12 protein-coding genes are annotated in these 12,897 nt (G+C 62.2%); 8 read left to right on the top strand and 4 right to left on the bottom strand.

Annotation, left to right across the window (positions count from 1 at the left end):
* Positions 1-5: 5 nt before the first annotated feature.
* Both xdhA and uraH read right to left on the bottom strand, forming a co-directional pair.
* The gene (gene xdhA, locus DZG07_RS06585) at positions 6-1,481 is read right to left on the bottom strand and encodes a xanthine dehydrogenase small subunit (RefSeq protein WP_119815326.1); all 1,476 of its coding nucleotides are present in this window, start codon (positions 1,479-1,481) and stop codon (positions 6-8) included.
* A gap of 160 nt (positions 1,482-1,641) precedes the next feature.
* Positions 1,642-2,007 (bottom strand): hydroxyisourate hydrolase, encoded by a 366-nt coding sequence (gene uraH, locus DZG07_RS06580; protein ID WP_091915451.1) that lies wholly within the window; start codon positions 2,005-2,007, stop codon positions 1,642-1,644.
* A gap of 182 nt (positions 2,008-2,189) precedes the next feature.
* On the opposite strand from uraH, the gene puuE reads away from it, so the two are divergent.
* The 4 genes from puuE to DZG07_RS06560 are packed head-to-tail and all read left to right on the top strand — an operon-like array spanning position 2,190 to position 5,619.
* Positions 2,190-3,608: an allantoinase PuuE gene (puuE, locus tag DZG07_RS06575; RefSeq protein WP_119815323.1), complete on the top strand. Its 1,419-nt coding sequence runs from the start codon at positions 2,190-2,192 to the stop codon at positions 3,606-3,608.
* A gap of 57 nt (positions 3,609-3,665) precedes the next feature.
* Positions 3,666-4,508 (top strand): bifunctional allantoicase/(S)-ureidoglycine aminohydrolase, encoded by an 843-nt coding sequence (locus DZG07_RS06570; RefSeq protein WP_119815320.1) that lies wholly within the window; start codon positions 3,666-3,668, stop codon positions 4,506-4,508.
* A 17-nt stretch (positions 4,509-4,525) separates the two neighbouring features.
* Positions 4,526-5,029: an ureidoglycolate lyase gene (locus DZG07_RS06565; RefSeq protein WP_091915457.1), complete on the top strand. Its 504-nt coding sequence runs from the start codon at positions 4,526-4,528 to the stop codon at positions 5,027-5,029.
* Positions 5,026-5,619: a nucleoside deaminase gene (locus tag DZG07_RS06560; RefSeq protein WP_119815317.1), complete on the top strand. Its 594-nt coding sequence runs from the start codon at positions 5,026-5,028 to the stop codon at positions 5,617-5,619. Before DZG07_RS06565 ends, DZG07_RS06560 begins: the two co-directional genes overlap by 4 nt.
* Before the next feature lie 10 nt (positions 5,620-5,629).
* On the opposite strand, the gene DZG07_RS06555 is transcribed toward DZG07_RS06560, so the two are convergent.
* Together DZG07_RS06555 and DZG07_RS06550 are read right to left on the bottom strand one after the other, a co-directional pair.
* Positions 5,630-5,911 (bottom strand): type II toxin-antitoxin system RelE/ParE family toxin, encoded by a 282-nt coding sequence (locus DZG07_RS06555; protein WP_119815315.1) that lies wholly within the window; start codon positions 5,909-5,911, stop codon positions 5,630-5,632.
* On the bottom strand, positions 5,901-6,149 hold the full coding sequence (locus tag DZG07_RS06550) for a type II toxin-antitoxin system Phd/YefM family antitoxin (protein ID WP_119821460.1): 249 nt from the start codon (positions 6,147-6,149) through the stop codon (positions 5,901-5,903). The genes DZG07_RS06555 and DZG07_RS06550 overlap by 11 nt, the downstream gene beginning before the upstream one ends.
* A gap of 184 nt (positions 6,150-6,333) precedes the next feature.
* On the opposite strand from DZG07_RS06550, the gene DZG07_RS06545 reads away from it, so the two are divergent.
* From DZG07_RS06545 to DZG07_RS06530, 4 genes are all read left to right on the top strand, one after another.
* Complete coding sequence (locus DZG07_RS06545; RefSeq protein WP_119815312.1) at positions 6,334-8,340, top strand: CocE/NonD family hydrolase; 2,007 nt, start codon at positions 6,334-6,336, stop codon at positions 8,338-8,340.
* A gap of 151 nt (positions 8,341-8,491) precedes the next feature.
* Positions 8,492-10,081: an ABC transporter substrate-binding protein gene (locus tag DZG07_RS06540; protein ID WP_119815309.1), complete on the top strand. Its 1,590-nt coding sequence runs from the start codon at positions 8,492-8,494 to the stop codon at positions 10,079-10,081.
* Positions 10,082-10,338: 257 nt separating this feature from the next.
* Positions 10,339-11,922 (top strand): ABC transporter substrate-binding protein, encoded by a 1,584-nt coding sequence (locus tag DZG07_RS06535; RefSeq protein ID WP_119821458.1) that lies wholly within the window; start codon positions 10,339-10,341, stop codon positions 11,920-11,922.
* 16 nt (positions 11,923-11,938) lie between these two features.
* Positions 11,939-12,895 carry an ABC transporter permease gene (locus DZG07_RS06530; protein ID WP_091915468.1) on the top strand — a complete coding sequence of 319 codons (957 nt, stop codon included), beginning with the start codon at positions 11,939-11,941 and terminating at the stop codon, positions 12,893-12,895.
* The last annotated feature ends 2 nt before the right edge of the window (positions 12,896-12,897 follow it).

Below are 12,897 nucleotides of genomic sequence, written 5' to 3'. Positions count from 1 at the left end.
TCACCTCACGCTGCCCGGTGCCGCGAGACCTGGATCGGCGCTTTTCCGCCTTGGGTCTCCGCAAAGAACCGCATCAGCAGGTTGCGCGCCGCCAGCATACGATATTCCGCCGTCGCGCGCATGTCGGTCAGCGGGGTGAAGTCCTCGGCATATTTTGTCATCGCCGCTTCCACGGCTGCTTCGGTCCATGGCTTGCCGGTCAATGCCGCCTCCACCGCCCTGGCCCGCTTCGGCGTCGCCGCCATGCCGCCATAGGCGATGCGGATCGAGGCAACGGTGCCATCCCCGGCAAGCGTCAGAAGAAACGCGCCCAAGGCCGCCGTGATGTCCTCATCCCGGCGCTTGGTGATCTTGTAGACGGCGAAATGACTGCCTTGCGCCGGCACAGGCACATGCACGGCCTCGACGAACTCGCCCGGCTGCCGGTCCTGCTTGCCATAGGCGATGAAGAATTCCTCCAGCGGGATCGTCCGGCGCGCCTTGCCCTTGCGCAGCGTCAGCGATGCACCGAGCGCGATGAAGGGCGGCGGCGTGTCGCCGATCGGCGAACCGTTGGCTATGTTGCCGCCGATCGTGCCCATATTGCGCACCTGCTCGCCGCCGATGCGGTCGATGAGCGGCCCGAGCGCCGGAATGCGCTTGGAAAGCGTCGAGAACGCTTCCGTATAGGTCACGCCGGCGCCGATGCTGACCACGCCGTCCTTTTCCGAAATCTTCCGCAACCCGTCGAGATGGCCGATGAAGATCACCGGCGAAATATCGCGCATGTGCTTGGTGACCCACAGGCCGACGTCGGTCGAACCGGCGACGACCGTCGGCTTCTCTTCGCTTTCGAGAATAGAGGCGAAATCGTCCACATCCGCCGGCACGATCAGTCGATGCTTTTCCGTGCCGATCTCGACGCGTGAACCATCGCGCAGCGTGGCGAGTTTCTTCATCACCGCCGCGCGCTCGACCGCCAGCGGGTCCTTGGCGACCTTGCCGTAGCTCGAAATGGCGCGCGCCGCACGCATGATTGCCTCATAGCCGGTGCAGCGGCAGAGATTGCCCTGCAGCGCCTTTTCGATCGCAGCATCCGCCGGTTCCGGCTCCTTCATCCACAGCCCGTAGAGTGACATGACGAAGCCCGGCGTGCAGAAGCCGCATTGCGAACCGTGAAAATCGACCATCGCCTGCTGGACGGGATGAAGTTTGCCGGCCTCGCCGCGCAGATGCTCGATGGTCACGACGTGGCAGCCGTCGAGCGAGCCGAGGAAGCGGATGCAGGCATTGACGCTTTCATAGACCAGCTTGCCGTCCGTCATCCTGCCGACCAGCACCGTGCAGGCACCGCAATCGCCTTCCGCGCAGCCTTCCTTGCTGCCGCGCAGCGAACGGCGCAGGCGCAGATAGTCGAGCAGCGTCTCGTCGGGCGCGACCTGCGACAGCGCCACATCCTCGCCATTGAGCAGGAAGCGGATTTCGTTGCGGGTTTTGGTCATTTTCAATCTCTCCAACCGCCGCGCTGCCCCTCATCCGCCTGCCGGCACCTTCTCCCCGTAAACGGGGAGAAGAAGGAAGCTTCAACGCCGACGTCCCCCTCTCCCCGTTTACGGGGAGAGGGTAAGGGTGAGGGGCGGCACAAACCTGCAAAACCCATCATCAACTCCCCCGATACGTCGAATAACCATAGGGCGAGATCAGCAGCGGCACATGATAATGCTTTTCTTCCGACATGCCGAAACGGATCGGCACCTCGTCCAGGAACATCGGCTCTGGCAGCGCCAATCCGGCAGCGCGAAAATAGGCGCCGGCCGAAAACACCAGTTCATACTGTCCGGCCTGAAAGGCGCGCCCCGCCAGCAGCGGCTCGTCGCAGCGCCCGTCGGAATTCGTCACCACCGTCTTCACCTTGCGGTGCGAATTGCCGCTGACCTTATACAGCGAAATCGACAACCCCGCTGCCGGCTTGCCGGAAGCCGTATCGAGAACATGGGTCGTCAGGCGCCCGCCATCCGTCGTCGACATACTGCCTCCCTGCTTGTGAACACGAACGATCGATTGTGCGGCAAATAAATGCCATGCATAAGTCCCGGAGAAGCCGAAGGCCACAAAAAGACTTTCAAAAATAATAAGGGGAATGCCCCGGCCAGTCTTTCGATTATTCTCAATCTGCAAGTTCGGCTTTCGCCGGAAACCTGAGGGATTTCATGCGTTACGAAAGAGACATGCGCGGCTATGGCGCCAACCCGCCCGACCCGAAATGGCCGGGAGGCGCGCATGTCGCCGTGCAGTTCGTCGTCAACTACGAGGAAGGCGGCGAAAACTGCGTTCTGCATGGCGATGCCGCTTCCGAAGCCTTCCTGTCGGAGATCGTCGGCGCCGCCCCGTGGGTCGGCATGCGCCACTGGAATATGGAATCGATCTACGAATATGGCGCGCGCGCCGGCTTCTGGCGGCTGCACCGCATGTTCACCGAGGCCGAGGTTCCGGTCACCGTCTACGGCGTCGCCACCGCGCTTGCCCGCTCGCCCGACCAGGTGACCGCCATGCAGGAAGCCGGCTGGGAAATCGCCTCGCACGGGCTGAAATGGATCGACTACCGCGAGCATTCGGCGGAAGCCGAGCGCGCCGACATCGTCGAGGCGATAAGGCTTCACACCGAAGTCACCGGCGAGCGCCCGCGCGGCTGGTACACCGGCCGCACCTCGATCAACACGGTGCGACTGGCCTGCGAGGCAGGCGGCCTCGACTATATCTCCGACACCTATGACGACGAGCTGCCCTACTGGCTTGAGCATGAGAACCATGCTCACCTCATCATCCCCTACACGCTCGACGCCAACGACATGCGTTTCGCGACGCCGCAGGGCTTCAATTCCGGCGACCAGTTCTACGCCTATCTGAAGGATTCCTTCGACACGCTCTACGCCGAAGGCAAGGCCGGCCGCCCGCGCATGATGAATATCGGCCTGCACTGCCGTCTCGTCGGCCGCCCCGGCCGCGCGGCCGCGCTCAAGCGCTTCATCGACTACGTCAAAAGCCACGACAAGGTCTGGCTCGCGCGCCGCATCGACATCGCCCGCCATTGGCAGGAGCATCACCCCTATCAGCCGCAAGCAATGCGCCCGTCGAAGATGGCGCTTGGCGAATTCGTCGAGAAATTCGGCGGCATTTTCGAGCATTCGCCATGGATCGCCGAGCGCGCCTACGGGCTGGAACTCGGACCGGCCCATGACAGCGCCGGCGGCCTGCACAATGCGCTGTGCCGCGCCTTCAGGTCGGCAAGCGAAAAGGAACGTCTCACCGTGCTGACCGCCCATCCCGACCTCGCCGGCAAGCTGGCAGCCGCAAAACGCCTGACGCCGGAATCCACCCAGGAACAGGCTTCTGCCGGGCTGGATGCCCTGACAGATGCCGAGCGCGAGCTCTTCTCCAAGCTCAACGCCGCCTATGTCACCACCTTCGGCTTTCCCTTCATCATCGCGGTAAAGGGCAAGACCAAGGACGAAATTCTTGCCGCTTTCGAAACCCGCATCGGCAACAGCCGCGCCGAAGAATTCGAGACGGCCTGCAAGCAGGTGGAGCGCATCGCGCTGCTGCGCCTGAAAGACCTTTTGCCCGCCTAGATCGTGAAAGCCTGACTGAAAAAAGGGCACGATCAACTATACTTTTAAGGACCCAGAATGGCCGACCGCACCTATTACGCCCCGACCGGAGGCCTGCCGCCGCAGACGCAGCTTTTGACGGGCCGCGCCGTTTTCACCGAGGCCTATGCCGTCATCCCCAAGGGCGTGATGAGCGACATCGTCGCCAGCCTGCTGCCTTTCTGGGACAACACCCGCGCCTGGGTGCTGTCGCGTCCGCTGTCGGGTTTTGCCGAGACGTTCTCGCAATACATCATGGAAATCGCTCCCGGCGGCGGCAGCGACAGGCCGGAGCCGGACGCTGGTGCGGAAGGCGCGCTGTTCGTGGTCGAGGGCGAACTGACCATTGCGCTCGACGGCAAGAAACACGTCCTGCAGCCGGGCGGCTTTGCCTTCTTGCCGCCGGCCAGCAAATGGACCGCCCGCAACGAGAGTGCTGAACCCGTCCGTTTCCACTGGGTCCGCAAGGCCTATGACTATGTCGACGGCATCGACGTGCCGGAAGCCTTCTTCGCCAACGAGAAGGACATCGCGCCATCTCCCATGCCGGGCACCGAAGGCAAATGGGCAACGACCCGCTTCGTCGATCCGGCCGACCTGCGCCACGACATGCACCTGACCGTGGTGACCCTTGAGCCGGGCGCGGTGATCCCCTTCGCCGAAACCCATGTGATGGAGCACGGCCTCTATGTGCTCGAAGGCAAAGCCGTCTACCGCCTCAACCAGGACTGGGTCGAGGTCGAGGCCGGCGATTACATGTGGCTGCGCGCCTTCTGCCCGCAGGCCTGTTATGCCGGTGGCCCGGGAAACTTCCGCTACCTGCTCTACAAGGACGTCAACCGGCATATGAAGCTCGGCAGCGCTGCTGTGCGCCGGCCCTGAACCGAAAGGACGCCGCCATGGATCGGACAGTCACGGCAAAGCTGCTCACCCGCGAGAACTTCGCCGAGTTCGGCGATGTCATCGACAAGGGCGGCGACAACCACTATCCGATCAACAACGGCAAGACCGAGCGCTATCACGATCTGGCCAAGGTCGATGCGGCGGGACCGAACGCGCGCGTGCTGGTCAGCATCGGCGCCGGCACGCCTTACAAATTTCCGTTGAAACTCTCCATGGTCGAGCGCCATCCCTTCGGCAGCCAGGCCTTCATCCCGCTGTCGCCGCGCCCCTTTCTCGTCGTCGTCTGCCACGATGGCGAGGACGGGCCGGAAACGCCGCACGCCTTCCTCACCCAGCCCGGCCAGGGCGTGAACTATCCGCGCAATCTGTGGCACGGCGTGCTCACCCCCATCGGCAAGAAGCAGGATTTTCTGATCGTCGACCGTGGCGGCGATGGCTCGAACCTGGAAGAATTCCACTTCTCCCACCCTTACGAAATCCATCTGCCGGAAGCCCGATGACCGAAGCCTCGCTGATCAACCGCCTGTTCGACGTCATCGAGGACGACATCGTGCCGAAGACGGCGGAAGGCGTGGCCCATGGCAACAAGCTGTTCGGCGCGGCGATCCTGCGCAAATCCGACCTGTCGCTGGTGCTTGCCGAAACCAACAACGAGACGGAAAATCCGCTCTGGCATGGCGAGGTCCATTGCCTGAAGCGCTTCTACGAAATGCCCAAGGCCGACCGTCCGGAGACGAAGGACTGCATCTTCATCGCAACCCACGAGCCTTGCTCGCTCTGCCTGTCGGCCATCACCTGGACCGGCTTCGACAATTTCTACTATCTCTTCAGCCACGAGGATTCGCGCGACAGCTTCGCCATCCCGCACGACCTGAAAATCCTCAAAGAGGTCTTCACGCTCGACCCCGGCGGCTACAATGCCGAGAACGCCTATTGGAAAAGCTTTTCCCTGCGCAAGCTGCTGCGCGACCTGCCCGAAGCGGAACGCGCCCAACTGGAAGCGCGCGTCGCCAAAATCGCGGCCAGATACGACCGGCTTTCGGGAGAGTATCAGGACGGCAAGGGCGAGAATGATATTCCGCTGAATTGAGGCGCGGCTTTCAGCGCTTGCTTGCGGCCTCATAGATTGCCGAGCGGTCCCGCCTGCCGACGGCTATCACCAGCACCACCAGTTCACCGTCGATGACTTCATAAACCAGCCGGTAGCCCGAGCTGCGGAGCTTTATCTTGTAGCGATCCTTTGCATCGCGAAGTTTGGCCGATGGCAGGCGCGGGTCCTCGCAGCGTTCTTTCAGCTTCTTTCGAAACTGCTCGCGCGTATTGGCGTCGAGTTTCTTCCATTCCTTGAGTGCGGATGTGAGGAACTGGACCTCATATCTCATCGAGATCGACCCGGATGCGCTCCTCGCCCTTGCGGGCATCGGCAATCGCATTGAGTTCGAAATCCTCGATCCGGTCCATCATCGCCTCAAACGCCTTGGCGGGCACACAATAGAAGGCCGGCTCGTTGTGATTCAGGATCGCGACCGGAAAGCCTTCGCCGGCAGCAACGGTTCCCATCGGGTTCTTTTTCAGTTCCGAAACACTGGCCGTGACTTCGGCAAGAATGGTGTGAGGCATGGAAAGCTCCATCTTTTATTGGTACTTTAAATAGCACTCATAAAAGGCCTTTTCAATTGTTCCTGTCCAATTCGATGCGCCCGTCGAATCGGGCCGTTCGCCGCAAAAAGCAATCCGGGCGGCGTTTCTCCGACTTGCTTTTGGCCCCTGTCCGATGCCTCCTGTAGTCATCAGGAGCATAGGCATGAAAACCATCACCGACTTCCCCCGCACCGTTCTCGAATTCCCCGACATGGGCATTGTGATGCCCGATGGCTGCCGGTTGTCGGCGCGGGTGTGGATGCCGGACGATGCCGACCAGGAGCCGGTGCCGGTGATCCTCGAGCACCTGCCCTATCGCAAGCGCGACGGCACCACGGCGCGGGACGCCCTCACCCATCCCTATTTCGCCGGCCATGGCTATGCCTGCATCCGCGTCGACATGCGCGGCAATGGCGATTCCGAAGGGTTGATGGACGACGAATATTCGGAGCAGGAATTGCAGGATGCGGTGAATGTCATTGCCTGGGCGGCGAGCCAGCCCTGGTGCAACGGCAATGTCGGCATGATGGGCATTTCCTGGGGCGGCTTCAATTCGCTGCAGGTCGCGGCCAAGCAGCCGGAAGCGCTGAAGGCGATCATCACGCTGTGCTCCACCGACGACCGCTACGCCGACGATATCCATTATAAGGGCGGCCTGCTGCTCAACGAAAATCTCGGCTGGGGCTCGACCATGCTGTCCTATTCTTCCCGCGCGCCCGACCCCGCGCTGGTCGGCGACAAATGGCGGGACATGTGGCTGGCGCGCCTCGAGAACGAGCCTTTCCTGCCTGCCGACTGGCTGAGGCACCAGCGCCGCGATGCTTATTGGAAACGCGGCTCTGTCTGCGAGGATTTTTCGAAGATCAAGGCGGCGACACTGGCCGTCGGCGGCTGGGGCGACGCCTACAAGAACGCCGTCGCGCGCATCGTCGAGGGCGTCCAGGCGCCGGCCAAGGGATTGATCGGCCCGTGGATCCACAAATATCCGCATTTCGCCGTGCCGAAGCCGGCTATCGGCTTCCTGCAGGAAGCGCTGCGCTGGTGGGATCGCTGGCTGAAAGGCATCGACACCGGCGTCGACAACGACCCGGCGATGCGGCTCTACGTCATGGACTCCGTGCCGCCGCGCGACTGGTATGAGGAGCGTCCCGGCCGCTGGATCGCCGAAAAGAACTGGCCTTCGAAGACCATCGCACCGAAACGCCTGCATCTCGCAGCCGACAACAGCCTGACCGACACCGCCGAAATACTCAGCAGCATCAAAGTCGCGACACCGCAGGATTGCGGCATGGCCGGCGGCGAATATTGCGCGATCTGGCTCGGGCCGGAACTGCCCGGCGACCAGCGCGAGGATGACGAGAAATCGGTCTGCTTCGATGGGCCACCGCTTGAAGCCACGATGGATATCGTCGGCGCCCCGGTCATCCGGCTCAGGCTCGCGGCCGACCACGAGCGGGCGATGGTCGCGGTCCGGCTCTGCGACGTGCAGCCGGATGGCTCGTCCACCCGCATCACATACGGCGTGCTGAACCTCACCCACCGCGACAGTCACGAGTTCCCCAAAGCCATGCCACCCGGTGAGGCAGTGGAGATCACGCTTAAGCTTGACGACATCGCCTACAGCGTCGCCAAGGGTCACCGGCTGCGTGTCGCGGTATCCTCGACCTACTGGCCGCTGGTCTGGCCATCGCCCCGGCCCGTCACGCTGACGCTTGAACAAGGCGCGATCGACCTCCCTGTCCGCCCCTCGGGCAGCGGCGACGAGGTCACTTTCGCCGAACCCGAGGGCGCAACACCCTGGCAGGTGGAAACACTGCGCAAAAGCGCCAACAGCCGCAAGGTCGAGCGCGATGCGGCGACCGGCAAGGTCTCGCTGGTCATCGTCGACGATTTCGGCGAAATCCGCGACAAGGACCACGGCCTCGTCAATGGCGGTGTCGCGCGCGAATGGTGGACCATCGACCCGGCCGATCCCCTCTCGGCTTTCGGCAAGACGCACTGGACGTCGACCTTGTCGCGAAATGAATGGTCGCTGCGCACCGAGACTTTCACAAAAATGCACTCTGATGCCAAAAATTTCTATCTGAGCGGCCGAATTGAGGCCTATGAAGGTAATGTTTTGGTGTTCGAGCGCGATTTCAAGGAAGAAATTCCACGAGACCATATTTGACGAATACGTCTCGCTGGTCTAAATGCGACACTCCATTTGCGCCATTTGATGTCGCGGCCGGCCTTACCCAAGGGCAGGTTTGCAGCCACTATTCCCGTCGCAATACGCAACCACAGAGCCTGCAAAGCAGCAATTGGGGGAACTTTCCTTTATGTCCAGCGAACTGGAATATCTGAGCCGACGCGTCGCCGCCGGAAAGCTTAGCCGGCGCGATTTTCTCGGCCGGGCCGCAGCACTCGGTGTTGCGGCAACCTTTGCCAATACGGTGCTTGCCGGTGCTGTCCGCGCCGAAGGGCCCGTCAGGGGCGGCAGTCTGAAAGCTGGCATACAGGGCGGTGAATCCACCGACGGGCTCGACCCCGCCGCCATCAACAATCAGGTCACCGGCGCCTTCGCCCGCACCTGGGGCGAAAAGCTCATCGACATCGATGCCGAAGGCGGCATGGTCTACCAGCTGGCCGAGGAAGTCGGCGCATCCGCCGACGCCAAGACCTGGACGTTCAAGATCCGCAAGGGCGTGACCTTCCACAACGGCAAGGAACTCGACGCCAATGACGTGCTCGCCACGATCGAGCGCCATGCCGGACCGGAGACGAAGTCAGGCGCGCTTGGCGTCCTGCGCGGCATCGATACGCTGAAGGTGGACGGCACAGACTTCGTCGTCACGCTCAAGGAAGCCAACGCCGATCTGCCGTTTCTGATGTCGGATTACCACCTCATCATCCAGCCGGGTGGCGGCAAGGACAATCCGCAGGCCGGCATTGGAACCGGCCCCTACAAGATCGCCTCCCACGAACCCGGTGTGCGCGAGATCGGGGCGCGTCATGAAGGCTACTGGAATGCCGCCAATAGCGGCTTTGCCGATCAGGTCGAAATCATCGTCATCAACGATTCCACGGCGCGCACGGCGGCGTTGCAAGGTGGCCAGATCCACATGATGAACCGCGTCGAACCGAAGATCGTCGACCTGATCAAGCGGCTTCCCGGCGTCACCATTCACAACATCGCCGGTGGCGCCCACTATGTTTTCGCCATGCAGTGCAACACTGCTCCGTTCGACAACAACGACCTGCGCCTGGCCCTGAAATATGCCATCGACCGTCAGGATCTGGTCGACAAGATCGTCCGCGGTTACGGCACCGTCGGCAACGACATCCCGGTCAACATATCCTACCCGCTGTTTTCCAACGACATCGAGCAGCGCGTATTCGACCCGGACAAAGCTGCGTTCCACTTCAAGAAGTCCGGTCATGACGGCCCGGTACCGCTGATCACCTCGGATGTTGCCTTTCCGGGTGCGGTCGATGCAGCCCAGCTCTTCCAGCAAAGCGCGGCCAAGGCCGGTATCGTGCTCGACATTCAGCGCGCACCGGGCGACGGCTATTGGGCCGAGGTCTGGAACAAGAAGCCGTTCTCCGCATCTTACTGGGTCGGCCGGCCGACACAGGACCAGCAATATTCCACGGCCTATCTCTCCACCGCCGACTGGAACGAGACCCGCTTCTTCCGCCCGGACTTCGACAAGCTCGTGATTGCCGCGCGCGCCGAGCTGGACGAAGCGAAACGCAAGGCGATGTATCGCGACATGGCCATGATCGTCCGCGACGATGGCGGCGCCATCATTCCCATGTTCAATGACTGGATCGACGCCGTGTCCGACAAGGTCGCCGGCTTCAAGCCATATCCGTCCGGCGAGCTGATGGGCGGATTGGCCTTGTCGAAATGCTGGCTTGTCGCCTGAGACAGAACCGGCGGCTTGTCGAAGGGGTGCCGGGCTGTCCCGGCACCCTTGATCTGAATGCGCCAATCCGGGCGCGCAAAGAACGCAGGAGCGCGATCCCGATTTTCGACGTGACGCGCGTTGGTCCAGCGTCAAACATCATTTACGCCACGTCATGTCGCAAACTGCCTTGCGCCCGGCGCGATGTTGCGAGCAATATTCCTTCAACAAGAAATCAAGACCGATAACGGTCACCTAACAGAGTGAGGAACCTCTATATGTCGAATGAACTGGAATTCCTGAGTCATCGCGTAGTCGTCGGCAAGATGAGCCGGCGTGATTTTCTTGGCCGCGCCGCGGCCCTCGGTGTTACCGCCACTTTCGCCAATTCGCTGCTCGGCACGGCCGCCTTCGCCGCTGGCCCGCAAAAGGGCGGCGTCCTCAAGGCCGGCATGGTCGGCGGTGCCGCCACCGACAGCCTCGACCCCGCTTCATGGTCGAGCCAGGTGCCTTACTTCTTCGGCCGCCAGTGGAGCGAGCAGCTCGTCCAGCTTTCGGCCGACGGCGAAGTCAAGCCGGCGCTGGCTGAGGAATGGGGTGCTTCCGACGACGCCAAGGTCTGGACCTTCAAGATCCGCAAGGGCGTGCAGTTCCACAACGGCAAGGAAATGACCCCGGCCGACGTGCTGGCCACGATGGAGCGCCATTCCGACGAGAAGTCGAAGTCCGGCGCGCTCGGCATCATGGGCGGTATCGACACCGTCAAGGTCGATGGCCAGAACGTCGTCTTCACGCTCAAGGAACCCAACGCCGACCTGCCCTACCTGCTCGACGACTACCATCTGATGATCCAGCCCAATGGCGGCAAGGACAAGCCCGACGAAGGCATCGGCACCGGACCCTACAAGATCACCGTCAACGAAGCCGGCGTGCGTCTGGGCGGCGAGAAATTCGCCAATTACTGGCGCGACGATCGCGGCTTTGCCGACCAGATCGAGATCATCATCATCAATGACGCCACCGCCCGCACCTCCGCCCTTCAGGGCGGCCAGGTCGACATGATCAACCGCGTCGAGCCGAAGATCGTCGAACTCATCAAGCGCGTTCCCGGCGTCACCATCCAGAACGTCGCCGGGCGTGGCCACTATGTCTTCATCGCCCACTGCAACACCGCGCCCTTCGACAACAACGATCTCAGGCTGGCGCTGAAATTCGCGCTCGACCGCGAAGAGATGCTGCAGAAGATCCTGATGGGCTACGGCTCGGTCGGCAACGATACGCCGATCAACAAGGCCTATCCGCTGTTCGCCGAAATCGAGCAGCGCAAGTTCGACCCGGAAAAGGCGGCCTTCCACTACAAGAAGTCCGGCCACTCCGGCTCGGTGCTGCTGCGCACCTCCGACGTCGCCTTCCCGGGCGCCGTGGACGCAGCCCAGCTCTACCAGCAGAGCGCTGCCAAGGCCGGCATCACCATCGAGGTCAAGCGCGAACCGGGCGACGGCTACTGGTCGGAAGTCTGGAACAAGCAGCCCTTCTCGGCTTCCTACTGGGGCGGTCGCCCGACGCAGGACCAGATGTACACCACCGCCTATTATTCCAAGGCCGACTGGAACGACACGCGCTTCATGCGCGAGGATTTCGACAAGCTGCTCTTCCAGGCGCGTTCGGAACTCGACAAGGAAAAGCGCACCGCCATCTACAAGTCGATGGGCGAGATGGTGCGCGACGAGGGTGGCGTCATCACGCCAATGTTCAACGACTTCATCGACGCCACCAGCGCTAAGGTCGGAGGGTGGTCGCCTGACGGCAACCAGGAAATGATGGGCGGCTACGCGCTGTCCAAGTGCTGGGTTCAGGCCTGAGTTCGGCCTTGCCCAGATGTCTCCCATCCTGAAACTGATAGCCCAGCGCTTGGCGCTGGGCGTGCTCCTGCTTCTGGCCGTTTCGGTCCTGATCTTCGCCGGCACGCAAATCCTGCCCGGCGACGTTGCACAATCCATTCTTGGTCAGTCGGCGACGCCGCAGGCGCTCGCCAATCTGCGCGAGGCCATGGGCCTCAACGATCCCGCCTATGTCCGCTATTTCAAATGGCTCGGCGGCGTGCTGACCGGCGATCTCGGCACCGCTCTGTCGAGCGGTCAGGACATCGCGACGTCCATCAAGGGCAGGCTGTGGAACACGCTGTTCCTGGCTTTCTGGGCAGCCATCATCTCGGTGCCGCTGGCGATCATTCTCGGCTTGCTCGCCGTGCGCTACCGCAACGGCTTCGTCGACAAACTGATCTCCGGCCTTGCGCTCGCCTCGACCTCGCTGCCGGAATTCCTCATCGGCTATGTGCTGGTCTTCTTCTTCGCCGTGAAGCTGCAATGGTTCCCCGGCATCTCGACCGTTTATGAAGGCATGCCCTTCGGCCAGCGCATGCAGGCGATCGCGCTCCCGGCGACCGCTCTGACGCTTGTGGTGCTGGCGCATATGATGCGCATGACGCGCGCCGCCATTCTCAACGTCATGCAGTCGGCCTATGTCGAAACCGCGGAACTGAAAGGGCTTTCGGCCTTCAACGTCATCCGCAAGCACGCATTCCCCAATGCGATTGCGCCCATCATCAACGTCGTCATGCTCAACCTCGCCTTCCTCATCGTCGGCGTGGTCGTGGTCGAGGTCATCTTCGTCTATCCCGGCATGGGCCAGTATCTCGTCGACCATGTCGCCAAGCGCGACGTGCCGGTGGTGCAGGCGGTGGGCCTGATCTTCGCTGCCGTCTATATCGGCCTCAACATCATCGCGGACATAGCGGCGATCATCGCCAATCCGCGCCTCCGGCATCCGAAGTGAGG

It is taken from the genome of Mesorhizobium sp. DCY119 (assembly GCF_003590645.1).
GTDB lineage: Bacteria > Pseudomonadota > Alphaproteobacteria > Rhizobiales > Rhizobiaceae > Mesorhizobium_M.
Note: the sequence above shows the minus strand (reverse complement) of the source record. Positions and strands in the feature narration are given on the sequence as shown.

What these genes read in the sequence shown, in the direction of transcription:
- DZG07_RS06535 (WP_119821458.1), top strand. Translation starts at nt 10,339, where the DNA reads ATGTCGAATGAACTGGAATTCCTGAGTCATCGCGTAGTCGTCGGCAAG.
- DZG07_RS06550 (WP_119821460.1), bottom strand. Translation starts at nt 6,149, where the DNA reads ATGCCTCACACCATTCTTGCCGAAGTCACGGCCAGTGTTTCGGAACTG.
- DZG07_RS06555 (WP_119815315.1), bottom strand. Translation starts at nt 5,911, where the DNA reads ATGAGATATGAGGTCCAGTTCCTCACATCCGCACTCAAGGAATGGAAG.
- DZG07_RS06530 (WP_091915468.1), top strand. Translation starts at nt 11,939, where the DNA reads ATGTCTCCCATCCTGAAACTGATAGCCCAGCGCTTGGCGCTGGGCGTG.
- DZG07_RS06560 (WP_119815317.1), top strand. Translation starts at nt 5,026, where the DNA reads ATGACCGAAGCCTCGCTGATCAACCGCCTGTTCGACGTCATCGAGGAC.
- puuE (WP_119815323.1), top strand. Translation starts at nt 2,190, where the DNA reads ATGCGTTACGAAAGAGACATGCGCGGCTATGGCGCCAACCCGCCCGAC.
- DZG07_RS06540 (WP_119815309.1), top strand. Translation starts at nt 8,492, where the DNA reads ATGTCCAGCGAACTGGAATATCTGAGCCGACGCGTCGCCGCCGGAAAG.
- xdhA (WP_119815326.1), bottom strand. Translation starts at nt 1,481, where the DNA reads ATGACCAAAACCCGCAACGAAATCCGCTTCCTGCTCAATGGCGAGGAT.
- DZG07_RS06570 (WP_119815320.1), top strand. Translation starts at nt 3,666, where the DNA reads ATGGCCGACCGCACCTATTACGCCCCGACCGGAGGCCTGCCGCCGCAG.
- DZG07_RS06545 (WP_119815312.1), top strand. Translation starts at nt 6,334, where the DNA reads ATGAAAACCATCACCGACTTCCCCCGCACCGTTCTCGAATTCCCCGAC.
- uraH (WP_091915451.1), bottom strand. Translation starts at nt 2,007, where the DNA reads ATGTCGACGACGGATGGCGGGCGCCTGACGACCCATGTTCTCGATACG.
- DZG07_RS06565 (WP_091915457.1), top strand. Translation starts at nt 4,526, where the DNA reads ATGGATCGGACAGTCACGGCAAAGCTGCTCACCCGCGAGAACTTCGCC.